The sequence below is a fragment of the Shewanella sp. SM32 genome, from assembly GCF_025654235.1.
In the GTDB taxonomy this organism is placed as follows: domain Bacteria; phylum Pseudomonadota; class Gammaproteobacteria; order Enterobacterales; family Shewanellaceae; genus Shewanella; species Shewanella oncorhynchi.
On sequence record NZ_JAKKRO010000001.1, the window covers coordinates 12,757 to 36,461 of the forward strand.

Here is a 23,705-nt window from a genome sequence, read left to right on the forward strand (position 1 = left end):
CGTAGCAAAAGGCTGACATGGCAGAAAGGGAGCGTAAAACGTTACGCTTGCTGTTGCAGTAGGGTACGGCACAGCTTAATAAAGTCCGATGAAGTGACGATACCGAGTACCTTTTTATCGACATCGACGACGGGCAAGCAGCCGAGTTTGTTTTCAATAAAATATTCCACCACCACAGTTAAGGGCTCGTCGGCGGTTAGATGCTGATACTCTTTATCCATCACTGTCGTGATTGGCGTGTATCGCTCTTTACGTTCGAGCGCGCCTTGGCCGTATTTGTTTAGCATAGACATCACGCTGGCGATCATTTTTTTATGGGTGAGTACGCCAACGAGGGTGCCATCAATTTCAGAAATCACGGGTAAGTGGCGTACGCCACGGGTTTGCATCAGATGGTGGGCATCTTTCAAACTGGCGCCATCGCTGATGCAGATGACTTGATCACTCATAATATCGCTGACTTTCATTGTTAAATTCCTTTTCTTGCCATTCTTAGGCGTGCATTTAACACGCTGCGTTAGCCTGCACCGATGTTAGCAGCTTCTCTGTAAGCTACGCCAGTCCTGCACAAATAAAGTACGCTATCCAGTATAAGTGTTTGAATTGATAGATATCATAAAAGGCTGACAAAGATGTCACAAATATGTAACAGTGATATCTCACAATCGTGGTCTTATTAGACCTCATACCAGTGAAGCCTTATCTAACAAGGAATAATAATAATGAATCGTACCGTAACTCGTCGTGATTTTTTGGCTATGTCGGCCAAAGGTGTTGGTGTTGCTGTGATCTCTTACGGCTTGATGGGCTGTAGTGATAGTAATGATGATAATTCTGTACCCGCTCAATTTTTACATGGAATTGCCAGTGGCGATCCGGCAGTCGATGCCGTGATCCTCTGGACCCGTGTCACGCCTGAGTCTGAGGGCGATGTAAAAGTGAGTTGGCAAGTGGCAAGCGATGCGGCCTTTAGTCAATTAGTGACCACAGGTGAGACTGTCACTAATGCGAGCCGTGACTACACGGTTAAGATTGATGCCCGTGGTTTACGTGCAGGGCAAACCTACTTTTATCGCTTTATGACGGGTGATAAAACCTCAGTTGTGGGTAAAACCCGCACTCTGCCTGAGGGTGACGTTAGCTCAGTCAAATTAGCCGTGATGTCCTGTGCTAACTTTCCTGCCGGTTATTTTAACGTCTATGAGTTAGCGGCGGCGCAGGATGATTTAGATGCTGTTGTGCATTTAGGCGATTATATCTATGAATATGCCCGCGGTGGTTATGCCAGTGAGCATGCTGCCGAATTGGGGCGTGAAGTGTTACCGGCCAATGAGTTGCTGACGTTGAGTGATTACCGCACTCGCCATGGTCAGTACCATACCGATGCGAGTCTGCAAAAGTTACACGCGAAAGTGCCTTTTATCACAGTGTGGGATGACCATGAAGTGGCCAATGATACTTGGCGTGATAGTGCCGAGAATCACAACGAAGGCGAAGGGGATTTTGCCGTTCGTAAAGAAGCAGCACTACAAGCTTATTTCGAGTGGTTGCCGATTCGCCCATGGCGTGAAGGGAACCATGAAGAGATTTACCGCAGCTTCAGTTACGGCAATCTCGTCGATCTGCATATGCTGGATACTCGCGTATTAGCCCGTGATAAACAGCTCGATTATGCCGATTATATGGATCCCACAACGGGTTCGTTTGCGGGCGAGCGTTTCCTTGCCGATGTGACTTCGACCACTCGCACTATGCTGGGTCTGACGCAATTATTATGGCTGCAGGGCACTTTGCTGCAAGCAACGGGCAAGTGGCAGGTGTTAGGGCAACAGATTTTGATGGGCAAGATGTCATTGCCGGCGGCGATTGCCACTCAGCAGATGAGCATTCCCCAATTTGCCATGTTAGGGGCGTTAGCTAAGTTAGCGGCCCGTGCGGCGGCAAATGATCCCACACTGACTGCCCAAGAGCTGCAATATCTTCAAGCTAATCAAGCCCTATTAACCCCAGAAGTTATTGCACTGCTGCAATTACCTGCCATTCCATACAACTTAGATGCTTGGGATGGTTATGCCTATGAGCGTGAAGTGATTTTAGGTACGGCTAAATCGAAAAATCTCAACCTAGTTGTGATCGCGGGTGACACCCATAATGCATGGGCAAACGAGCTTAAAGACGTGCAAGGCGATACTGTGGGTGTTGAGTTTGCGACTAGCTCAGTATCATCGCCAGGCCTTGAATATTACTTGAATCTGCCAGCGGAACAGATCCCCGCGACCGAGGCGGCAATCGTCGAGTTAGTGCCAGATCTTAAGTACGCTAACTTAAAAGACCGAGGCTTTATGACGCTCACCTTTACCGCTGATGAGGTGCGCAGCGACTGGCATTATGTGGATACCATTTTGTCGAAGGATTTCCAAGTCGCAACGGCCCGTGGTTATAGCGCTAAGGCAAAAGTAGGCGAGCATGTGATTATGCCTATCGTTTAATGCGGTATTGTTCGCTTGTTTATCGGCCACCTTAGGGTGGCCTTTTTGTTGCTTTTGGCTTTAAAAGGCAAAATAAATGTCTGTTGTCACGCAAGTTCTTACTATTACTGCAGCACATCGCATTTTTTTGGTATAAAATTCGCTCCCAAAATTCGGCGGCTGCCTACACTTGCTAAGGCAAAGCTGTTCTAGTGTTTTGGGAACCTTTACCCGCCGAACAGACCTTACAGGGGTCATAAGCTTTTGCTTTAACGACCTAAGAATAAAATCAATGTGATGGGGACTGTGTCATGTCAGAAAAGTATTTTGTTACCGCGCAGCAATTGCTGGAAGATTCATTTTTATTAGCTTCGCAAGTGTATGAGAGTGGCTTTCGTCCGCAATTTATCGTGGGTATTTGGCGTGGCGGTGCTCCAATCGGGATCGCGGTACAGGAGTTTTTCGATTTTAAACAAGTTGAAACCGATCACATTGCCGTGCGTACCTCTTCTTATTATGGGATTGGCACCGACAAACAAAGCAAAGAAATCAAAGTTCATGGCCTGCATTACATTGTTGAAAATGCGAACGCGAGTGACGGTTTGTTGATTGTGGATGACGTGTTTGACTCTGGCCGTAGTATTCATGCATTAAAAGAAAAACTCAGCCAACTGATGCGCTTGAATATGCCAACCGATATCCGTATCGCTTGCCCTTATTACAAGCCAAAAAATACCGCAGTGCCTTTAAAACCCGACTATTACATTCATGCCTCTGAAGACTGGTTAGTTTTCCCGCACGAAGTTACAGGTTTAACGCCTGAAGAAATTGCCGAAGGTAAGGGCGATTTAAAGAATATCCAGCACCTGTTTAAATAGCTCGCGGCGAGATATAGATTATTTTCGCAATAAAAAAATGCGTTAACGATTAATCGTTAACGCATTTTTTTTTCTATATCGATGACTTATAAATCCATACAGTTAGCATAGTAAGTCACTGTGGCGGGCCAGTCGGAGAACACTCCAATCACGCCGACATCTTTCGCCAGTACATCAAGTAATTCAAAGGTATCGCCTTCGTTATCTATCGCTTCGGTAATGCTTTGATAGTAAAAGCCGCCGCCATTTTTTAATAAACCAGATCGCTCCAGCGACCAAGTGATGATCTTAAGCCCTGCGCCTTTGGCGGCCTTAGCGTATTCCGAAGGAATGATCTTTTTGTCCGCATCTAAGGCGACTAATACCCAGAGTGGCGGCGCAATAATTTCGACGCCTTGGGTCTTTAAATCCGCCATTGATGGCGACCAAGTGGCAGAGTTCTGCGGATCAAAGGCGCTGTTATAATCGTATCTGTCATCGAGAAACACGGCTTGCTTCGCAAATTCAGGTGCGTTGGCGACCCAATATTTGATGTCATCTAAGATAAATGATTGAGGGAATACTTGCGAAGCATCGACGCCCGCCGCAGTGTATTCATCCAACATTTTTTGCGCGTAATCCTGCTGAGTAAAACCATCGAAGGGCATAGATACGCTCGCCGCTTTTAGCTCTGGCGTCATCTTCACACCGGCTTTTTTAAACATATCAATACTTTCAGCGTGGGTCATCAAGGTGCCATTGCCAGCATAAAGATCGGTGCGCCAGCTTGGGGTACCATTGATGAATTCGGCCGCAGTGGTCGCTTTTGGATTGTTGCCTTCCATTTTACCCTTGAGGGTTTTAAATTCGGCGAGGGTGATATCGCTGGTGCAACAGGTCGCCGATGCGCTGACGCCATTGGCTGCATCGGCTGGAGTGAATGGGCTCGAACATTTATTAGCCAGTTCAGGCACTGCTAAAATGTTGGTCGTGCTGGCAAGATCGCACTGTGAGTGGCGGCAAACTAAAGCTTTATCGGCGGTGAAGGTGACATCACACTCGACTATGCCTGCGCCCGAATCGATAGCCGCTTGGTAGGATTCCTTTGTATGCTCAGGGAATTGCATTGGTGCGCCACGGTGACCGATAGAAAATTCGCTGCGATAAAAACTGTCAGTGGTGCATTGTTCTAAGCGGGTTTTAAGTGTGCTGTCTTGCATTTGACGTACGAGGAATAAAGGTCTTTCTCCCACTTGAGCAGGAACGGGTTTGCTGGTGGGTGGCGTGATAGCGGCGTTATCATCGTCATTATTGCAACCGGCTAATAAAGCGCTCGTGGCAATTAACAGGCCGAGTGAGAGCGACGAAATAGGGTGTAGTTTCATCAGATTTACCTATGAGTAATGATGTAAGTTATTAATATTAATCAGAAACTCTAAAGTGTTAATGTGACTGAAAAAGCCTATTTGTATGACATAAACAAGAATATATACCGTTTGCACGACGATTATCTAAGGCACGCTAGCTTGCGATAAACTGCCTTAGACAGAGGACGGTCGGGATATATGCACAGTGTTGCTTTAGATGTGAGCATTGACTCCACTGAGCGAGTCGATGAAACTGGCATGAATATTTTCATCTTGGCGATCTTTCTGGGCCGAAATCAAGTACACTGCGCTCCTTTTGTTTTATGATGAGCGTTTGGTTCGCTTGATAAGACAAACGTGACAAGCATCATTTAGGAAATAGAGCAGAATGAGCAAGGGCAAAAAATACGATTTTCGCGTGACACAGGGCGACAACGGTTGGAAAACTGAAATCACTCGTCGCATGACATCAACTAAAACAGTTGTGTCTAAGAGCCATGATGGCTTTGCGACTGAAGCCGAAGCGCAAGCGTGGGGCTTAACTGAATTACAAGTGTTTTTAGGCACGTTAACTGAGCGCAATAAACGTCGTTCAGAGAAACAAGCTAAAGCAAAATTAGCCGCTGCATTAGCGGCTGAAGCGGCAACTGATGCCGAAGATCTTGATGAAGATGATTTCGACGAAGAGTAACACTCATTCGTTTAACCTTGTCTTATCAAGCCAGTGTGACTGTTAGGGCGCGCATAACGCGTTCTGAAACGTCACTCTGGCGATGAACAGCAAAAGGCAGATCTTAAGATCTGCCTTTTGTGATTTTGTCGCTCGCGAAACTGTGCATATCAATTCATTTCATCCTATTTCCTCGTTTATCTTCATACACTCTGTTCGGCTGGACTGATCTACTGATGCTGTCATTAGCTTGTTTTTATCGCATTTAGCCGGGATTACGTACCCTATACCATTAATAATTAACGATAACTATTATCATTTGATTTACTTAGATGCTGCTCTGTGCTCATATGTAAGGAATTCGAACGCACGTTTAACTTTATCAAGGTAAGGGAACTCCTATGAAACTACTTCAATCCAGTTTATTGCTGTGTTTGTCGGCTTCGGCAACCCTGAGTTATGGCCAAGCCTTAGATGGAGAGGCGTTACGCTTACTACAAGCGTCGCTAAAGGATTCGACTTTGGATGCACAAGCGCAGTTAACCAATACTAAACGGGCATTGGCGTTAGATTTAAGCCATCAATATGCGCAGCTCGCGCCTATCTTACAGACTGAAATAAACCAGTATCAGTTAGCAGTGAATGCCGATGACATTCTGTCTCAGCGTAGGCTCAATGATAATGTGATCATCAAAGCCGATGCATCAATTCGCCGAGTGAAGGGCTTAAGTGCCAAAGCGGATTCTCTGGTGCAAGTGCGCCTGGCAGATGAAGCCATGTTGACCCCATGGCAGCAAGGTGAGTCTCCTTTATTTGCCTATGAGCCCGATGGTGACGAGAGTCAGTGGGATTATATTGAAGCCTTTGATATTCATGGGCAAGTGCATCAATTAGACGTGTATAACCTGCCGCAGCAGCCAGTGTTTGTGGTCGGTATCGATAGTAAAAAAGCCTTTGTGGCTGGCTTAGAGGTGATGCGGGCGACATTTGCCGAGGCGCAGTCAGCGAAAAAAGAGGGCGCACTACTGAGCCGTGCGCAAACACAGGCGGTGGCAGACAAGCCTATTTCAACCACAGTGATCAAACAGATATCCTTGAAGGATGACCATGAGCCGTGGATTTCTGGTCGTGCCGAAATTTACGGCATAGTGACTGGGGTTGATCCAAGCCGTGAAGAGCCTGTGCTCGATATCGTCGAAATGCCCTATTTAGATTATGCGGATACGACCTATTATCCGAATCAAATCATCATACATTGGGAGCGTTATCGTTGGGCGGCTGCGGACATGATCTTAATGGAGCATGACGATGGTACTAACTATAAAGTGTTGGCCACTAAGCTGTTGGAAGCGGCGGAGCAGATCTTAAAGTCGATCCCCGATCCTGAAGCTCAGGGTTATGCGCTGATCCCGCAAATCACCAATGGTATTTTAAGTGTAATGCCGGATGCTTGGTTCACCAATGACGATGACTTTGTCGATGTGTATTACACCTTACAGGAAGGGGGTGAATATCCTAACTTGAACGGCGCTAACGGTAATGCGACGACGAGCTTTGCGCCATTAGTCATCCAACCAAGACCATGATGGATTAGTGCGGCTAAATGCAATGGCTGAAATGTAAAAGCGGATCCTAAGATCCGCTTTTTTGTTTTTATCACTTAACGTTAGGCTAAGCCATTCACCTTAAGCTTTTAACTTGAAACTGCCTTGCATAATCGCCCAGTGACCTGGGAAGCTGCAGAAGAATTGGTAGGCTTCGGTGGCGCTCATACCGGCAGTGCTAAAGGTGATAGACGTTGATTCGCCACCGCCCACTAAATCTGTGTGTGCGATAACGCGCGTATCACCGGCTTTGACATAGGCTGCATCAGGACCGGCGCTCATACCTTCGGTCGCTACGGCTGACATATCGGCTGCCTTAGTTAATACCCAGTTATGGCCCATGGCTGCTTTTGGCAAAGTGCCTGAGTGGGTTAAGGTTAAGGTCACTTCTTTACAGCTTGCAGGTACAGACAGCTCTTTAGTGTCAAATTGCATTGCATCAGTGGCGGCAATTTTCAGTTCACATTCGTTGGCACTCGCTTGGCTAGCGAATAATAATCCTAGGCCGATTAGGCTAGTGCTGGTCACGTTACGTAAAGCTGTGCTTTTTGCTTTCATCTGGTACTTCCTTATTTGAACAAGGGTAGCCGAGCCGTTTTGACTCGGACATGCACCTGCTAGCATAAGCAATCTTCATTAAATGGGAATGAAATCAGCGTGTAAATTATGTATATGCAACTTTAGGTTGAAAGCTTGCATCGTTATTGGCGGCAAAATTGTTAGCGGTAAACATAGGTGAGTACTTATTTGGAGTGAACTAAGTACTCAGGAACTATTATTTATGTGTTTGATTTATAAATTATAATTTTTTGTTCTAACGCAGGGCGTCTACTTCAGAACGTCTTACGTTTTTAGTACGAAAGCTCCTGTCGATAGGGAATCGCACGTTGTGCGCCTGGGCGAGTGACAGTAATGGCACTGGCTGCATTGGCAAATCCCACGGCTGCAGCAATCGACATGCCCTCGCTTAAGCCCACAACTAAGGCGCCATTGAAGGTATCCCCTGCGGCGACTGTGTCTATGGCCTGCACTTCAAACGCAGGTATTAGCCCATTAAAACCTGGGCTGCTGATAAATGCGCCACGGCTACCTAAGGTAATGACCACAATCTTTACTCCCTGCTGGTGGAGAAGTTGCGCTGCCATGTGTGCATCATCAATATGGTTGATCTCAACTCCCGTTAAGGCTTCTGCTTCGGTTTCATTGGGGGTAATAATATCTACCCACTTGAGTACATCTTGGCCAAGTGCCGTCGCTGGAGCAGGATTTAGTACAGTCGTCACGCCAAGATTCTTGGCTATTTGCAGCGCCTTTGCCACTGTGGCAGCGGGCGTTTCCAATTGTGCTAACAAGTACTCCGCATTAGCAAACAGAGCGTAATGAGCTTCTAAGTCATCGGGTGAAAGGCTGGCGTTGGCACCTGCGGCAACGCCAATCGTATTCTCACCGTTATCACCGATAAAAATCATGGCAGTGCCTGTGCTCAGTCCGGCTATTTGGCGGATCCCTTCCGCACTGATGCCATCTTTCATCCAGCTTTGACGCATATCATCGCCGATACTGTCTTGGCCGAGATGGCAGATAAAATCAGTGCGTGAACCTGATTTGGCTAAGCGCGCGCAGGCGACGGCTTGATTGGCCCCTTTGCCGCCCTGTTCGAGGCGGTAATCTCGGCTCATTAAGGTTTGCCCTGCAGCGGGCAGGTACTCAAATTTCATCACATGGTCGGCATTTGCACTGCCGATAACGAGTATCTGGCTCATAGAAGACTCACTGTCATTTTTATCTGCGATTGAGATAAGTTGCATCATAGACGCGTAAACTGTCTACCAGTAAATCGACAAAGCCTTGCCTATCGATCCCAAACAGCACAGTCGCATTGGCGGCTTTACCTGTTAACTGATAGCGATCGACCACTGTCATGCCTAAGGTCAACTCACTTTGGGTTTCAATACTTACCCAGCAATCTTGCGCCTCAAATAGCTCAGGTTTAAGCAACCAAGCGATAGTGCAGGGGTCGTGCAATGGCGCACCAATAAAGCCCCATTTAGGATCTCTGTGGTAAATCATAAAGAAATCCAATAATTCGGCGACGCACTGAGCAATTGGATTTTGAATCGCGCGAATGCGTTCTATGTCTTCATCCATGATTTGTGCCTGATGAGTCACATCGAGCCCACACATAGTGATGGGAATACCGGATTTAAAGACAATATCGGCGGCTTCGGGGTCGACAAAAATATTAAACTCGGCGGCTGGTGTCCAATTGCCGACACCGGCTGCACCGCCCATTAGCACTATGCGTTCGATCTTGGCGTGTAATTCGTGGTGGCTGGCGAGCAAAAGCGCGATATTGGTGAGTGGTCCTGTGGGAATTAAGGTTACTGGCTGATGACTTTGGCGAATTTGCTGCGCCATTAATTCAACTGCGGTAATGGCTTGAGGACTAAAACTTGGATTAGGCAATGCAGGGCCGTCGAGTCCGGTTTCACCATGGACATTGTCGGCAATGATTAATTCGCGAGCTAATGGCTTGACGGCGCCGCCAGCGACAGGAATATCACTGCGATTTAATAAGGTTAAGATCCGCAGGGTATTATTGAGCGTTTTATCCGGCGTTTGGTTACCGGCGCTGGTGGTGACGGCCAGTGGAACCAGCTCTGGATGGGCGAGAGCTAAAATGAGCGCAATAGCGTCGTCATGGCCGGGATCGCAATCCAGAATAATAGGGCGAGTCATACTGTTACTCCTTTAAACAGCGGTGATGGGGGCTTAGAATAGCATGCCATCAGTTAGGCGCTAGCCTGTGTAGGGGACTTGCAGAGTAAACTGTGAGCATTTTCGTCTTTTTATCAACAAGCTGCTAGAATTCTGCCCATTTTTGACATTAGGCGATGTTAGGTAAATCCATTCTCGCTCTGTCCGCTGCACAACATTGAATGACATCTCCAAGCAAATATAAGGAAATAAGTAATGCTCACTCATCGAATCACTTGGCCTAAGGTTTTACTCGTGGGCATGGTTGCCATGCAGATCTCTGGTTGTAGCGATCCTCAACCTATGGCCGTTGTGGAAAGTAATAACGAGTCATTGCTACAGTTTGATAACGGTAAACTCATCCAATTTAAGGAAAATCCGAGTCCACAGTATCGCCATATTCCCTGTGATTTACCCGCAGTCGAGACTGTGGTCACCAACAGTTCGGCCTTTGCGGCGTTAACACAATCTGGTGAGGTGATCACTTGGGGTGGCAGTTATGCTGGCGGTGATAGCCGCGAGGTGACGGAGCAGCTTAAGCAAGTTAAGCAAATCGTCCCAGTTAAGGACGGGTTTGCCGCGCTACGTCAAGATGGCACTGTGGTTTACTGGGGTAATGTGGGGAAATTGAGCCTCGACAAAGCCCTGCAAAACCGCATGACCAATATTACCAAGTTGTTCGCTAATCAAGAGGCCATTGCGGCCCTTGATGCTAATGGCAAGGTACACACTTGGGGTTATGGCCCCTACGGCGGCAATAGCTTACATGTGCAGGATCAATTAGTTGATGTTGTCGATATCTTTGCCAGAGGTCGCAGTTTTGTCGCCCTCAAAAAAGAAGGTAGCGCGGTGATTTGGGGGCAGGTTGAAGAGTCGACCAATATGAAAAAGTTACTCCCGCAGCTTACGGATGTGGCGAAGATCGAATATTTTCAACACACCTATGCCGCCTTGAAAAAGGACGGCACTGTGGTGAGTTGGGGTTGGCGCAGTGATGCTTACTCGATCCGCAGCGCCTTAAAGGATGTGGCGAGTATGACGGCAAACAATTGTGCCTTTGCGATTTTAAGTCCTACGGGGGATGCGCATTTTTGGGGCGATGGGATTAACTGTGGTGTCGATTGGATTCAAAAAACCGATATCACAGGGGTAAAAGAGATTATCAGCATCGGCTCAGGCTTTTTATTACTGCGGGATAAGGCCGTGCCGCAAATTGTAGCCGACGATACTGATTACGCTCATATGTTTGGGTTTCACTATGCCCAAGAGATTCTTGATAAATATTGGCAGGAAGGCAGCGTCATTACTCGAGGGCCTGCCTCCTTTGTGTTTACCCGTCCCGATGGCAAAGTGGTACCTGTTGGTTATCGCGCCAACCGTGAAAATGTGGAAAAGTTGATTGCACGTATTCCGCGACTCACTTGGTTAGATGGCGCAAATGACGGTTATGTTGGCATCAGCGAAAATGGGGAGCTGGTCTCTTGGTCGATGAATTTGCCAATGTTCGACAAGTCGCCAGTGCAACCTGCTGACTCGTTAGTGATTAAACCGCTGGATTTTACCCCCGTTGCCCAATGCGAAACCCCTGAGCAGCGTCAGGCGATTTTGAGCAAAGACAGACCAAAACCTGCGGCAAAAAACTGGGATGGTGTTTTCTAGCTCATGTGAGTTTTCTCGCTAATCTGAGATTAATGGACTTTCATCCGTATAGACGTCTATAATGCGCGCGCTCAGGTCTGATATGCTCTGAGCCTTGTTGGGCGTTAACAGATTGTACGCCCTTTGAACCTAATTTTGAGTCAACCTTCTGTGGTGCTTACGATGATAGTGTCGTGAGATAATCGGGAAGCCAGTGAAATTCTGGCACTGCCCCCGCAACGGTAAAAGGTGAGAGAAGACCGCGTTTGATTGGTGTGTTCAAGACTGAACCCGAAAGTCAGAATGTAAAAGGTCAGTCTCGCGTTAATCTAACTTTTAATGGATTAACATAGCCTAAGTCCGGAGACCGGCCCTGAAGGTGTTTTTGAGATTTCGGTGGGCAGATCTCAAAATGCGATAATCACCGTCAGTATTTACGACTGAATTAACGGTATCGTGGCGTCAATGCCCCGTTTTCCTTGCAGGAGTTAAAGGTAAAATGGGAACAAATCCAACAAAAATCGCGCTGCTGATCGGCAGCCTTTGCAGTTTTTCAATTATCGCGCCCGTTATGGCGGCTGACGATACCAGCACAGCTAAAGTCGACGAGCATCTTGTCGTGATCGGCCGCTCTGATAAGACCCCGTTAAATATTGCCGCCAATGTGAATGTGATTGATGCCGCGGCTATTGAAATGAGTGGCGCGACTAATTTGACCGACGTCTTACGTGGTCAAAGCGGTATTCAAATTTCGGATAACAATATTGGAACTAGCTTTGCGATGCGCGGTTTTAGCGCCAGCACTGCCGTTAATAACACGCTGATTTTACTTGATGGTCGTCGTCTCAATAATATCGATATCGCCGCACCTAGCCTTAATGCCATTCCGCTTAATCAAGTGGATCGTATCGAAATTTTATCGGGTAGTGCGGGTGTACTTTATGGTGACCAAGCCGTGGGCGGGGTGATTAATATTGTCACTAAGTCCCCTGAAAATACTGGCGGCAGCGTGCAGTTATCCGGCGGCAGTTTTGATACCTATGAAGGTCGTGGTGATGTGTCTGGCGCGATCAACAAAGATTGGCGTTACTTTTTCACCGGTAGTTACAACCAAGGTGACAACTATCGCCAGCATAATGCCAACGAAACCGGCTCTATTCTTGGCCGCATTCAATATAAAACAGCCACAGACTCGTTCTTTGTTGAAACCAGCTACTACGATAGCGATCGTGAAAATCCGGGCTCGCTTACTGAAAAGCAATTTAAAGACGATCCCCGTGCTTCATCAAATAAGGTAGAGTATGCCCACGAGATGACCACTGCGGCGCGAACGGGTTACCAGCATCAGCTTAATCAAAACTGGGCGCTGGCGGCGGATTTAGATTACAGCGATACCTTAGTGTCTTCTCTTAATTGGGGGGCGAACAGCCATAACACACGCTCACTGTTAATGTTTAGCCCTAAAGCGTTAGCGAATTACAGTACCCGTCAAGGCGAGCTAAGCCTAGTCACAGGTTTAGACATCAGCCGTGGTAAGGCTGATTTTGACACTATGGCGCGCAGTAATGTGCAGCAAATGCAAAGCGCCTATCTACAAGCTACAGTGCCTTTAAGTCATACTTTAAGTTACGTTGTGGGTGGTCGTTATGCACGAGTGACCGATGAGTTAGTCGATGGCAATGTCTATCCTAATGGCATGGATTTAGACGAAAATGCCCACGCATTCGAACTGGGTTTAAATTACCGCCCAACTGCGGAGCACAGACTCTATGTGCGCGCTGATGATAACTTCCGTTTTGCTAAAGTGGATGAGCAAGCTTATACATCGCCGGGCGTATTTGGCTTAAAGCCGCAAACAGGCCGTTCCTATGAGGCGGGTTGGGATTGGGCTGTCGCTAGTCAAACCCTACGAGTCAGCCTATATCGTCTCGATTTAGAGGATGAAATTGTTTATGACTCGAGTGCAGTTAAACCCATAGGTGGAAATTTCAACGGTGCAAACGTTAATGCCGACGCTTCTCGTCGTTATGGCGCGGGTGCCGATTGGGATTGGCAGATCACTAAAGCGCTGCAGTTAGGGCTGGAATATAACTATACCGACGCCGAATTTACCGATGGTGCTAACGATGGCAAAGAGCTGTCTTGGGTGGCAAAACACACGGGACGCGGTTATGTCAGCATGGATTTTGCTGAGCATTTCCAAGTATTTGCCGAAGCTATCTACACGGGTGATCGTTTTATCGAAGGCGATAACGCTAATCAAGGTGATAAGCTAGCAAGTTACGTGCTTGGTAATTTAGCCTTGAATTATAATCGTGATGCTTGGCTTGCCAGTCTGCGTATCGATAATGTATTCGATAAAGATTATGTTAGCGCAGGCTATTATGGTGGTGGAACATATAATGGTTATTACTCAGGTCGAGGCCGTGATATTCGTTTCACTGTGGGCTACCGCTTCTAAATATTAATGAGCTATCTAATAACAAAGCCAGACTCAGTCTGGCTTTTTAGTTTTTACGCTGAGTTCAAAGAATAAATCTTAAAATAGGTATAGTCTTGAATATCGTTTTAGTAGAGTGGTTTAATTGTCGTTATCTATAGTGTTAGCGGGCAGTCATCACTAAATAGGAGTAATTTATATTTTACTCTGCTGTTTATGGCTGAAATTCTTAGTATTTTAGGTATGATGTGAGCTGTAACCGAATCATCTTATTGTTAATAAACAGGTGTAAAGTGTCTTATGACTGATCTTGAGCAACAGGTTTTTACTCAAGTTAGAGCTATCATAGCGAACGAAGAGCAAGTGATTGGCCGCCGAGGGATTCTAATTCCACTCAAAAAAGCGATCCTTGCTGAAGGCGACATTCGTAATGTGATTGACATTATCTCGAGCGATCCCGCATTGGCAGCGCACATGCTTATGCGCAGTAATTCCGCACAGGCTGCTGTAGTGGAAAATCACAAAACTCGTTCGTTGAAAGAAGCTTTGATCCGCTTAGGTCAAGTTAATATCTATCGCTACGCCTTTACGTTCTATTTAAAAGAACGCCTCGATGAACTGCCACAGCCCTATAAAAAGTTGGTCCAAGGTTATTGGAAGCTGACTGAAGATATTGCAACGGATGCGGTAGATAGCTTAGCGGATATGGAAGGTGTGGAGGTTGATGCTGACGAAGTACAAACCTTAGCTCTGTTCAGTGTGTTCGGCCAAATTATCGCACTGACCGCATTTGCCTATTTAAATGCTAATGCCGAACAGTCATTTCCTTTAAGTGTGATTAAGTCATTGATTGATAATCAACAACAGACCTTAACCATCGAAGCGTTCGAGGCGTTAGATCTCGATCAGGATCTGCGTCAAGAGTTTATGATCGCCCATAATTTGCGTCAGACCCGTAATCCTAATTCATCAGGGTTGATACTGCGCCGTGTCTTGTCTATGCGTGGATTGTTGATGAATCCGCTGTAATTTGTCGATGCTATGAAATAGTCATTTGACTCAATAAACAAGCCTGCATTCGCAGGCTTTTTACTCTATGTCACCCGCATTAATTCGTCTTCTGCTGGCGGGATAAACCTTCCCTTGCCACTAGTTGTAACCAATTTTGGATCAATGCAGAGTTAGCACTGTGGCGGCGATAGGCACCAAATAGCGGTCGTTTTAGACCTTCTTGGCCGAGTTTCACCGTAGCGAGACTCAGTCCATGTCCTTCATTAATCGACCAACTTGGCAGTGCGGCTATGCCGTCTTTACAGGCGATGCGTTGCAATAACATCATGGTTAAATCACAGGTTTTTTGCTCGCCTGCCTCTATGCCCGCAGGCTCTAAAAAGTGGCGATAAATATCTAAACGCGTCAACGGCACTGGATAACTGATAATAGGCAAGTGTGCTAATTGCTTAGGGGTGACATAGGCTTCTTTCGCTAAAGGATGATCCTTAGCAACCACTAACTTCACTTCAAAATCAAACAAATGCTGGTAGGCGAGTGAATGCCCAGGCACAGGATCTGAGGTTAATACAATATCCAGTTCACCCATTTCTAAGGCATTGAGCGAGTCGAACAGGTGACGGCTCGACAAGTCTAACTCGGCTGCCGGATGATCTTGCCTAAATTGCTCCATTACAGGCATTAACCAGCGAAAACAGCTATGGCACTCAATGCCGACTCGCAACTGATTGGTTTCGGTTTCCAGCCCATTCTTCAAATCTGTCTCGGTTTCTAACACCTTAGGCAAAATCTCTTCAGCCAGATGCAGCAGGCGTGCACCTTCTTGGGTGAATGACAGTGGTTTACTCTTACGCACAAAAATGGGCGAGTTAATCCTTTGCTCCAACTCCTTAATCTGGTGTGAGAGGGCGGATTGAGTGACAAAACGTTTTTTGGCTGCGCCCGCCAAACTGCCGCTTTCTTTCAGGGCCATTAAGGTTCGCAGGTGTCTTAGTTCGATCATGTTCACTCCAAGTGAATTTCGCTCATGTTGTGCTTGAAATCAATTCGGTTGCTGGAATAGAGACTAACACAATAAACTTCTAGACGTCCAGACGCCCATTGTTATTTATCAAGGCTGAAGTGCTGAAAAGTGCCAAGAGAAAACAATCTGGTGGGTGCAAGTGCCGAATGTGGCTTATCTCAAATAAAGGAAGATAGAGTATGCAATTAAATAGTCTTGGGTTTCCCCGTATTGGGCGTCGTCGTGAATTGAAATTTGCCTTAGAAAAATACTGGCGTGGTGAGAGCACTCAGGCACAATTACGTGAAGTGGCGAGTGAACTTCGCCACACCCATTGGCAGTGGCAAGCTGCTGCGGGCATTGAGCAAGTTCCCGTAGGTGATTTTGCCTTTTATGATCAAGTGCTGACCTTAAGCGCGACTTTAAATGCCATTCCTGAGCGTCATCGTGGTGAAGGGGCAATCGATCTCGATACTTTATTCCGTGTTGCCCGCGGCAGAGCGCCAACGGGCCAAGATGCGCCAGCCTCTGAAATGACCAAGTATTTCAATACTAACTATCACTATCTGGTACCTGAGCTCAGCCAAAACCAAGTGTTTTCGATTGCCTATGAGCAATTTTTCGATGAAGTCAGCGAAGCGCAGTCCTTAGGTTATAAAGCAAAACCTGTGCTACTCGGCCCTGTTAGCTACTTGTACCTAGCTAAAACTGTGGGCCAAGAGTTTGATAAGTTAAGTTTATTACCCAATTTATTAACTGCTTATGCTGACATTTTGGCGCGTTTTGCTGCTCAGGGAGTGCAATGGGTACAGCTCGATGAGCCCATTCTCGCATTGGAATTGGATGGTGAATGGCAAGCGGCGATCACTGAGGCGTATCAAGCCCTCAGCATTACGAAGGTGAAGATCCTTCTTACCAGTTATTACGGCGGTATCACACACCATCAAGCGCTGGTATCGGCCTTGCCGGTCGCGGGGTTGCATGTCGATTTAGTCACAGCGCCGGATCAATTGGCAGTCTTTGCCAATGCGCTTGGTCAAGATCAAATTTTGTCGGTGGGTGTGGTCAATGGCCGCAACGTGTGGGCGGCAGAGGCGGATTTAATTGCCGAACGCATAGGCGCGGTTGCCCGTGATCTCGGAGATCGCTTGTGGATCGGTACTTCTTGCTCACTCCTGCACAGCCCTGTGGATTTAGAGGTGGAAGCCACACTTGAGCCTGCGCTGCGTCAACAACTCGCGTTTGCGAAGCAAAAATTACTCGAACTGGCCAATGTGCGCCAATTGCTACTGGCACCTGAATCGGCCGCGGTAAAAGAGATTGTGCAAACCTGTTTGGCACGCCGTGAGACGAAAGCGCAGGCCGCCGACAGTCAAGTGATTGCCCGCGTTGCCGCGTTGACATCTGCCGACTATGAGCGCGTCAGTGATTTCAGCGTACGCCAAGCAGTGCAGCAGCAGAAATACCGTTTACCTCTGTTGCCGACCACCACCATTGGCTCCTTCCCACAAACACCGGCAATCCGTGGACTACGCAGTCGTTGGCGCAAGGGCGATCTGAGTGATGCACAATATACAGAGCAATTGCAGCAAGTCACCCGCGATACTATCGACCGCCAGCTTAAACTCGGTATCGATGTACTGGTTCATGGTGAGGCCGAGCGCAACGATATGGTGGAATACTTTGGTGAGCAGCTTGCGGGCGTTGGCTTTACCAAAAATGGTTGGGTGCAAAGTTATGGTTCACGCTGTGTTAAGCCACCGTTGATCTATGGTGATGTTAGTCGTCCAAAGGCGATGACGGTTGATTGGGCCGAGTTTGCCCAAAGTCTCACCGACAAGCCTGTAAAAGGCATGCTGACTGGCCCTGTGACGATTCTGCATTGGTCATTCGCCCGTGAAGATATCGGCCGCGATGTGATTGCGACTCAGCTGGCGCTGGCGATTCGTGATGAAGTGGTGGACTTACAAAATGCCGGTATTGGCATTATACAAATCGATGAGCCCGCCTTCCGTGAAGGTCTGCCATTAAAACAAAGTGAGTGGCAAACCTATTTAGATTGGGCGGTTAATGCCTTTAAACTCAGCGCTGCTGGCGTGACTGATGAGACTCAAATCCACACCCACATGTGTTACAGCGAGTTTAACGACACGATTGCTGCGATTGCCGCCATGGATGCCGATGTGATTACTATCGAGACTTCGCGTTCACGGATGGAGTTACTCAACGCCTTTGAAGATTTTGAATATCCAAATGAAATTGGCCCAGGAGTGTATGACATTCATTCGCCAAACACCCCAAGTGTGGAGGCCATGGTGCACTTAATCGAGAAAGCGGCGCAAAAAGTGCCCGTACGTCAGCTATGGGTTAATCCAGATTGCGGCCTAAAAACCCGTACTTGGGATGAAGTTGAACCCGCACTGAAAAACATGGTCGATGCCACGCGAGAACTACGTCGCCGCCTTGGTTAATATTATGCTTGAGTGAAATATTTTTTTACTGCGTTTATTGAGTTAGTAACAGCGGATGCTTATGCATCCGTTGTTTATTGCTTGCCGATTGACTTAAGCATCTCGCGGTAAGCCTTTTTCGATAATGCGCACCATGCGCTCGGTTTTGCGGCGGGCTTTTTGTTGTTCAGTTGTGGTGCTTTCAGCAAGGCGCGATTGCTGGGCATTAAGCGCCCATTCAATATGCTCACGCACTATCTCATCGATATCTTCGCTGTGATTGCGGGCGTTAAGTGCGGCAATAATGCTTGGGCTTGCGGGAGCGTTACCCAGTGCTACTGCAATATTACGTAGCCAACGTTTATGCCCAATGCGGCGAATGGCGCTGCCTTCAGTTTGTTTAAGAAACTCGGCCTCGCTCCAAGCAAAAAGGCTGAGAAGGTCAGGCTGCTTTAACTGCGGACGAATATGAAAGTCAGTTTCTTCAGTCAGCGGCGCTTGGCGATTGATGGGACACGCGAGTTGGCAATCATCGCAACCATAGATGCGATTGCCCATGAGTGGCCTAAATTCTTCGGGAATAGCGCCCTGCAGCTCAATGGTGAGATAGGAAATACAGCGTCTGCCATCGACCACATAAGGTTCTACGATTGCACCCGTTGGGCAGGAGGTAATGCAGGCGACACAAGTGTTACAGCCTTCTTGAATGGGAATATCCACAGGCAGAGGCAAATTGATCAGTAGCTCACCTAAAAAGAACCAACTGCCAGCCTCATGGTTGAGTATGAGTGAGTGTTTACCTGTCCAGCCTATACCGGCTTTTTCGGCTAAGGGGCGCTCAAGTACAGGGGCTGAGTCAACAAAGGGGCGAAAGTCAGCGGAATCGAAACCGAGAGCAACTAACTCTGCACTGATTTGATCTCCCAGCTTTTTAAGCCGAGCGCGGATCAACTTGTGATAGTCGCGACCTCCGGCATAACGGGAAATATAACCTAAGTTGGGATCGGTGAGATTCGTTGCAAAGCCAGCTTCGGGTGGCAAATAGTCCATCCGTACGGAGATCACCCGCACTGTGCCCGGATGCAGTTCTTGCGGGCGAGCGCGCATCATGCCATGGGTGGCCATATAGGCCATTTCGCCATGAAAACCTTTGTCTAGCCATGCTTGGAGTTTGGCTTCTTCAGCGGTTAAATCCGTATCGCAAATGCCAACCTGCGCAAATCCGAGTGCTTTTCCCCACGTTTTAATTTGCAGAGCGAGCCGCGACAGCATGCTGGCATAGGATTGGCTTGGGGTTTGATTGGCTAAAGTTGACATGAATTGATGGCAGCGAGGCTCTTGGCTAGGTGGCAATATGATAGCAGTTTTCACTTATTGAGGACGAGTTTACTCAGAAGGGGGCGTGAGGCGATATTTTCTTTGGGGTATTTGTTTATTTGCTGTTGGGATTGAGTCTATGATTAGGTCTAATGTTTATCGTTTGGTATTCGTATGCTGAGTGCGTTTCCCCTTAGGGCGTGTTTTCTTGCGATGAGCTTATTAGGCCTGATGCCTAATCTTGTTTTTGCGGCGCCTGACAAGTTGAAATTGGTGACCGAAGCTTGGCCTCCCATGAGTTACGAGCAAAATGGTGTGCCGCAAGGTTTTGCGGTGGACTTAGTCAATACCTTGCAATCAAGACTGGGTCAGAGTGAAAAAATCGATGTGTTACCTTGGGCTCGGGCGTATTCGATTGCCAATACCTCAGCGAACGTTTTACTTTTTGCTACGTCAATTAATGATGAGCGAGCTGAGCAGTTTGATTTTATCGGTCCTATTGCGACCAGCAAAATTGCATTGTACGCAAGGACGGCAGATCCCATCGCTCTCGATCAACTTGCTGAACTTCAATCGACAGATATTGTAGGGGTTTATCGGGAATCGGCGGGAGCGCAGTTGCTACAACAAGCGGGCGTGGATAATTTGCTGGTGGCGAGTTTTCCGCAGCAATCGGCGAAGCAGTTGCTGTTTTCTCGAATTCGTTTTTGGTGCCAGGCGGATCTTGCGGTAAAGCAGATACTCGAAGAAGTGGGTGCGAGTGAGACAGATATCCGCCAAGTGTTTGTAGTATCGGAGATTAATCTCTATTTAGCTTTTTCTAAAGGGACATCGGCGGCAACCGTTATCAGTTGGCAAACAGAGCTTGAGAAAATGAAAGACTCAGGTGAATTTAGTCGTTTGTATCAGACATGGTTTGGCACTTTGCCACCGCCATTACAACATCAAGTGTTTTGGCATAAGGCCGTTTAATTCTCTCTTAAAGCCTCATTCTTGGCTGATTTCACACAATTTCTGCCCGCATTTTTAGCCTCATAAAGAGCATTGTCGGCCCGCTTTAGCAAGGTGGCAAAATCTTTATCTTGATATGCATCTTCCGTATTATTTTGTGGTTCTAAAGTGGCGACACCAGCACTAACGGTCAATTTGAGTTCTGCTGGTAAATTCTGTGCGCTAAGGCGGCTAATATGGTTCTGCAATTGATGCGCCAGCGCTAACGCACCTGTGGCATCAGTGTTAGGCAATAGGATTAAAAACTCTTCACCACCGATGCGGCCAACGAGGTCTTTATTACCCGATAAGGCTCGGCCTGCATTTGCAATGGTCATAAGGGCGCGATCGCCTAATTCATGGCCGAAGTTATCGTTGATTTTTTGAAGTGATCCGCATCAAAAATAATCACTGAAAAAGGGCTTTGATGTTTTAAGGCTTGCTGAAAATATTTTGCGGCTTGGGCATAAATATGCCGACGATTAGGGAGTTTGGTAAGATAATCCGTGAGGGCAATAACTTGCAGTTGGCGATTTCTATGTACTTGTTTATAAGCGAATATAGACACTATCGTCAGGATAAAGCCCGCTAGTAATAGGATAATGTGTTGCAGTGATTTGTTCTTTTCGAGTAGCGCGAGCTCTTGTTCTTTAAGGTTTTGGTTTTCAATCAAGCGTTGATTTTCAGATTCAATCCGACTGGTATCAAACTTGACCTTTAATTCTGTCGTATGATGGGAGAGAGAATTGCCATCGACTTTTTTTGTTAGGGTAACAAATTTTTGCAGCGCTCCGTAGGCGGCAGATAAATCATTCATAGCCACATATATGTTACTTTTAAGCTGCAGCAGTTGAGTGAGTCCCCGATTATTCTGCAGAGTGCGAAAGGCTTTTTCCCCTAGCTCAAGTTCGGTAAGCGCCTCTTTATAGCGAGCTTGTTGAAACTTTATATCGGCCATAAAAAGCTTCATGAAGCTGTAATCGGTCAGATCTTTTTCATTAATAACAGTATCGGCTTCGATTAAATACTTTTCGGCTTCGGTCAGACGATTGAGTTTGATTAAGCTGTAGGCAATATTCGTTGCCATAGTTGCTGCCACTTTTTCCTGCTGATGTTCCTTGAAGTATTGATAACTTACTAAGAAATTATCTACGGCCTGTTGATGTTCACCGAGTTCATCTAAGGCAAGGCCAATGTCCGAGTTGACATACATTGCCTGTTCTTGGTTATTGTTTTTTAGATAGAGAGCTTTGAGTTTGGTGTAATAGCGGATTGCACTTTGGGGATCGCCATAACGTCTAAAACTGGTAGCAACATCGGCAAGGTTAATGTTAGCCCAACCGCTTAAATTGAGTGATTCATAGAGATCTTGCGCAGTGACGAGATCGTCTAATGCCGCAGAAAAATCGCCAATATAAGAGTAAAGTGCGCCGCGAATGCTGCGCGAGTCGGCTATTAGCTTAAGGTCTTCATGCTCATAGGCACGTTTAACACTGAGATTATAACCTTCCATCGCGCCATCCATATCACCACTTAATTGCAGAAACCAAGAGTGGCAGAGCGTGAGGTCGGTAATGAAATGGGGAGAGGCGGTTGGCGGAATATTGCTCAGTGCTTGGTTAGTATTTTTAAGTGCCAGTGCAATAGCTGTGTCGTTTTCTGTATTCTGATCCCAGCATTTAAGCAGTTGCAGCTTTTCATGACGGGTGACATCGTCAGTCGAAATTAGTTTGCTTAATAACACTAGATTGCTTTCGATTTCTTCACGGGTCATAGGGACGCCGCTTTCAAATCTTGCAAATATTTTATCAACCTGAGTCTTTTCTTCTGCCATAGCGTTGCTAAGCGGCAGTAGAAGCAGCAATAAGGAGAATGATAAATACCTAAGTTGATGTAGCAAAAAAGATTCCTGTTCGCATTAAAATCAATAGCTAATTATTAGCTTAGCATAACTTGTTTGTTCATTTTTAATATAGATGTATAGCAATTTTGCATTCGGTTAATGATCAAGGTATAAACTCCGCCTTGGTTATTATCCCACAAAGGAATCACCCTTGAAGAAATTACTCTGTGCTGCATTATTCATGATGAGTGGCACTAGTTGGGCAGGCTCAGATTTAGAAACCTCTGGCGATGTATTGCATTTATTATTACCCGCTACTGCGATGGGTGCGACCTTGTTTTATGAAGAGGGTTATGATGGTAGTTGGCAGTTAATTCAGGCAGCGGTGTCGAGTCGGTTAATTGTTGAAGGTCTTAAGTATGGTGTGAGTAAAGACAGGCCAGACGATAGTGGCGATGATTCGTTTCCATCGGGTCATACCTCTGACAGCTTTATGGCGGCGACGTTTATTCAGCAGCGCTATGGTTGGCAATATGGTTTACCTGCCTATGTTGCCGCATCTTATGTGGGCTATACCCGAGTGGCGAGCGACCAACATTACCTCGAGGATGTGTTAGCTGGTGCGGCGATTGGAGCGCTGGCGGGTTGGTATTTTACTCAACCCTATGAGGGGATTACAGTTACGCCGATTGCGGGTAACGGCGTTTATGGTTTATATGTGAGTGGCCAGTTTTAAGTCTATTTTTGGGATGCGAATCGAGATTTTTATGAGCGAATTATCAGCTGTTTACCGCGAAACTGCCGAGCAGATTTCTTACAATGTTGCGAATAAAGTGTTACCAATGGCTAAATTACCGGGTGACTTATTAGCAGCGTACCAAGGTTTGTGTGCCGAACTGTTGGAAGACAGGGAAGGTAAATTTAGCCAAGCTTGGGCATCTTTACCTGCCAGTGCGCGTAATCTAATGGAACAAGCCGCATTCCACGGTTTCTATATCGCGAATGCTTGGTTGCAATTGAGTCGTGTCGCCCAAGAAATTTCTGAGCAAGCCGATACCGATAGTGCAATCCAAGAGCAAGAATATAATGGCATTTTTACGCGCTTAGCCGATGAATCGCTCAAAGAAAGCCTACGTAAGTTGAAGAAAGCGCGTACCGATCGCGCTTTGCTCAATAGCTTTAAACAGGTGATGGCACCTTAGTGTTCTATTGAAATGAAAAACTGTGCCTGAAATGAAAAAGCCCGTTACTGCAAAGTAACGGGCTTTTTGCTGGCTAGCACAAACGCTC

At 46.8% G+C, this 23,705-nt stretch carries 18 protein-coding genes, 1 pseudogene and 1 riboswitch; of the genes and pseudogenes, 11 read left to right on the top strand and 8 right to left on the bottom strand.

Translation table 11 applies throughout. The features are described 5' to 3' along the window. Positions 1 to 41: 41 nt before the first annotated feature. The gene (locus L5M10_RS00070) at positions 42 to 467 is read right to left on the bottom strand and encodes an HPP family protein (RefSeq protein WP_212599707.1); all 426 of its coding nucleotides are present in this window, start codon (positions 465 to 467) and stop codon (positions 42 to 44) included. 255 nt (positions 468 to 722) lie between these two features. Between L5M10_RS00070 and L5M10_RS00075 the strand changes: the two genes are divergently transcribed. Beyond that, a complete protein-coding gene (locus tag L5M10_RS00075; protein ID WP_263254611.1) occupies positions 723 to 2,489 on the top strand; it encodes an alkaline phosphatase D family protein in 1,767 nt (588 codons plus the stop codon). Between the two features lie 290 nt (positions 2,490 to 2,779). Continuing rightward, positions 2,780 to 3,346 (top strand): phosphoribosyltransferase, encoded by a 567-nt coding sequence (locus L5M10_RS00080; protein WP_028759331.1) that lies wholly within the window; start codon positions 2,780 to 2,782, stop codon positions 3,344 to 3,346. Positions 3,347 to 3,432: 86 nt separating this feature from the next. On the opposite strand, the gene L5M10_RS00085 is transcribed toward L5M10_RS00080, so the two are convergent. Then, positions 3,433 to 4,710 carry a glycerophosphodiester phosphodiesterase family protein gene (locus L5M10_RS00085; RefSeq protein ID WP_263161469.1) on the bottom strand — a complete coding sequence of 426 codons (1,278 nt, stop codon included), beginning with the start codon at positions 4,708 to 4,710 and terminating at the stop codon, positions 3,433 to 3,435. Positions 4,711 to 5,080: 370 nt separating this feature from the next. On the opposite strand from L5M10_RS00085, the gene L5M10_RS00090 reads away from it, so the two are divergent. Beyond that, on the top strand, positions 5,081 to 5,383 hold the full coding sequence (locus L5M10_RS00090; RefSeq protein WP_105250177.1) for a DUF3622 domain-containing protein: 303 nt from the start codon (positions 5,081 to 5,083) through the stop codon (positions 5,381 to 5,383). A 380-nt stretch (positions 5,384 to 5,763) separates the two neighbouring features. Continuing rightward, positions 5,764 to 6,948 carry a DUF3103 domain-containing protein gene (locus L5M10_RS00095; RefSeq protein WP_263161471.1) on the top strand — a complete coding sequence of 395 codons (1,185 nt, stop codon included), beginning with the start codon at positions 5,764 to 5,766 and terminating at the stop codon, positions 6,946 to 6,948. A 99-nt stretch (positions 6,949 to 7,047) separates the two neighbouring features. Here the strand turns inward: L5M10_RS00095 and azu are convergent, their stop codons facing one another. The 3 genes from azu to rihA all read right to left on the bottom strand — a co-directional run bounded on the left by azu (position 7,048) and on the right by rihA (position 9,705). Beyond that, positions 7,048 to 7,524: an azurin gene (azu, locus tag L5M10_RS00100; protein WP_028759449.1), complete on the bottom strand. Its 477-nt coding sequence runs from the start codon at positions 7,522 to 7,524 to the stop codon at positions 7,048 to 7,050. A 293-nt stretch (positions 7,525 to 7,817) separates the two neighbouring features. Continuing rightward, positions 7,818 to 8,729: a ribokinase gene (rbsK, locus tag L5M10_RS00105; protein ID WP_263161474.1), complete on the bottom strand. Its 912-nt coding sequence runs from the start codon at positions 8,727 to 8,729 to the stop codon at positions 7,818 to 7,820. A 19-nt stretch (positions 8,730 to 8,748) separates the two neighbouring features. Beyond that, on the bottom strand, positions 8,749 to 9,705 hold the full coding sequence (gene rihA, locus L5M10_RS00110; protein ID WP_263177109.1) for a pyrimidine-specific ribonucleoside hydrolase RihA: 957 nt from the start codon (positions 9,703 to 9,705) through the stop codon (positions 8,749 to 8,751). Positions 9,706 to 9,939: 234 nt separating this feature from the next. Between rihA and L5M10_RS00115 the strand changes: the two genes are divergently transcribed. From L5M10_RS00115 to L5M10_RS00125, 3 genes are all read left to right on the top strand, one after another. Beyond that, the gene (locus L5M10_RS00115) at positions 9,940 to 11,382 is read left to right on the top strand and encodes a hypothetical protein (RefSeq protein ID WP_263254612.1); all 1,443 of its coding nucleotides are present in this window, start codon (positions 9,940 to 9,942) and stop codon (positions 11,380 to 11,382) included. Positions 11,383 to 11,516: 134 nt separating this feature from the next. Then, positions 11,517 to 11,752: riboswitch (cobalamin riboswitch) on the top strand. Positions 11,753 to 11,860: 108 nt separating this feature from the next. Beyond that, entirely contained in the window at positions 11,861 to 13,822 is a 1,962-nt protein-coding gene (locus tag L5M10_RS00120) for a TonB-dependent receptor (protein ID WP_263254613.1), read from the top strand. A gap of 279 nt (positions 13,823 to 14,101) precedes the next feature. Next, on the top strand, positions 14,102 to 14,830 hold the full coding sequence (locus L5M10_RS00125; protein ID WP_105250172.1) for an HDOD domain-containing protein: 729 nt from the start codon (positions 14,102 to 14,104) through the stop codon (positions 14,828 to 14,830). Positions 14,831 to 14,909: 79 nt separating this feature from the next. Here the strand turns inward: L5M10_RS00125 and L5M10_RS00130 are convergent, their stop codons facing one another. Beyond that, entirely contained in the window at positions 14,910 to 15,815 is a 906-nt protein-coding gene (locus L5M10_RS00130) for a LysR family transcriptional regulator (RefSeq protein ID WP_105250171.1), read from the bottom strand. Positions 15,816 to 16,015: 200 nt separating this feature from the next. On the opposite strand from L5M10_RS00130, the gene metE reads away from it, so the two are divergent. Continuing rightward, positions 16,016 to 18,286: a 5-methyltetrahydropteroyltriglutamate--homocysteine S-methyltransferase gene (metE, locus tag L5M10_RS00135; protein WP_263254614.1), complete on the top strand. Its 2,271-nt coding sequence runs from the start codon at positions 16,016 to 16,018 to the stop codon at positions 18,284 to 18,286. A 93-nt stretch (positions 18,287 to 18,379) separates the two neighbouring features. Here the strand turns inward: metE and queG are convergent, their stop codons facing one another. Beyond that, positions 18,380 to 19,582, bottom strand: coding sequence for a tRNA epoxyqueuosine(34) reductase QueG (queG, locus tag L5M10_RS00140; protein WP_263184441.1), 1,203 nt, complete (start codon positions 19,580 to 19,582; stop codon positions 18,380 to 18,382). 174 nt (positions 19,583 to 19,756) lie between these two features. Here queG and L5M10_RS00145 point away from each other — a divergent pair, with 174 nt between their 5' ends. After that, positions 19,757 to 20,554, top strand: coding sequence for a substrate-binding periplasmic protein (locus L5M10_RS00145; RefSeq protein ID WP_263254615.1), 798 nt, complete (start codon positions 19,757 to 19,759; stop codon positions 20,552 to 20,554). Here L5M10_RS00145 and L5M10_RS00155 read toward each other — a convergent pair. Beyond that, positions 20,551 to 22,406 (bottom strand): annotated as a pseudogene (locus L5M10_RS00155) (diguanylate cyclase). The gene L5M10_RS00145 and the pseudogene L5M10_RS00155 sit on opposite strands and share 4 nt — an antisense overlap. A 220-nt stretch (positions 22,407 to 22,626) precedes the next feature. On the opposite strand from L5M10_RS00155, the gene L5M10_RS00160 reads away from it, so the two are divergent. Together L5M10_RS00160 and L5M10_RS00165 are read left to right on the top strand one after the other, a co-directional pair. After that, positions 22,627 to 23,151, top strand: a complete 525-nt coding sequence (locus L5M10_RS00160; protein WP_113939058.1) for a phosphatase PAP2 family protein — start codon at positions 22,627 to 22,629, stop codon at positions 23,149 to 23,151. Between the two features lie 31 nt (positions 23,152 to 23,182). Beyond that, on the top strand, positions 23,183 to 23,617 hold the full coding sequence (locus L5M10_RS00165; protein ID WP_105250165.1) for a DUF3069 domain-containing protein: 435 nt from the start codon (positions 23,183 to 23,185) through the stop codon (positions 23,615 to 23,617). Positions 23,618 to 23,705: the final 88 nt, after the last annotated feature.

Coding starts and splice junctions, on each gene's coding strand:
- L5M10_RS00070 (WP_212599707.1), bottom strand. CDS start 467: ATGAAAGTCAGCGATATTATGAGTGATCAAGTCATCTGCATCAGCGAT.
- L5M10_RS00075 (WP_263254611.1), top strand. CDS start 723: ATGAATCGTACCGTAACTCGTCGTGATTTTTTGGCTATGTCGGCCAAA.
- L5M10_RS00080 (WP_028759331.1), top strand. CDS start 2,780: ATGTCAGAAAAGTATTTTGTTACCGCGCAGCAATTGCTGGAAGATTCA.
- L5M10_RS00085 (WP_263161469.1), bottom strand. CDS start 4,710: ATGAAACTACACCCTATTTCGTCGCTCTCACTCGGCCTGTTAATTGCC.
- L5M10_RS00090 (WP_105250177.1), top strand. CDS start 5,081: ATGAGCAAGGGCAAAAAATACGATTTTCGCGTGACACAGGGCGACAAC.
- L5M10_RS00095 (WP_263161471.1), top strand. CDS start 5,764: ATGAAACTACTTCAATCCAGTTTATTGCTGTGTTTGTCGGCTTCGGCA.
- azu (WP_028759449.1), bottom strand. CDS start 7,524: ATGAAAGCAAAAAGCACAGCTTTACGTAACGTGACCAGCACTAGCCTA.
- rbsK (WP_263161474.1), bottom strand. CDS start 8,729: ATGAGCCAGATACTCGTTATCGGCAGTGCAAATGCCGACCATGTGATG.
- rihA (WP_263177109.1), bottom strand. CDS start 9,705: ATGACTCGCCCTATTATTCTGGATTGCGATCCCGGCCATGACGACGCT.
- L5M10_RS00115 (WP_263254612.1), top strand. CDS start 9,940: ATGCTCACTCATCGAATCACTTGGCCTAAGGTTTTACTCGTGGGCATG.
- L5M10_RS00120 (WP_263254613.1), top strand. CDS start 11,861: ATGGGAACAAATCCAACAAAAATCGCGCTGCTGATCGGCAGCCTTTGC.
- L5M10_RS00125 (WP_105250172.1), top strand. CDS start 14,102: ATGACTGATCTTGAGCAACAGGTTTTTACTCAAGTTAGAGCTATCATA.
- L5M10_RS00130 (WP_105250171.1), bottom strand. CDS start 15,815: ATGATCGAACTAAGACACCTGCGAACCTTAATGGCCCTGAAAGAAAGC.
- metE (WP_263254614.1), top strand. CDS start 16,016: ATGCAATTAAATAGTCTTGGGTTTCCCCGTATTGGGCGTCGTCGTGAA.
- queG (WP_263184441.1), bottom strand. CDS start 19,582: ATGTCAACTTTAGCCAATCAAACCCCAAGCCAATCCTATGCCAGCATG.
- L5M10_RS00145 (WP_263254615.1), top strand. CDS start 19,757: ATGCTGAGTGCGTTTCCCCTTAGGGCGTGTTTTCTTGCGATGAGCTTA.
- L5M10_RS00165 (WP_105250165.1), top strand. CDS start 23,183: ATGAGCGAATTATCAGCTGTTTACCGCGAAACTGCCGAGCAGATTTCT.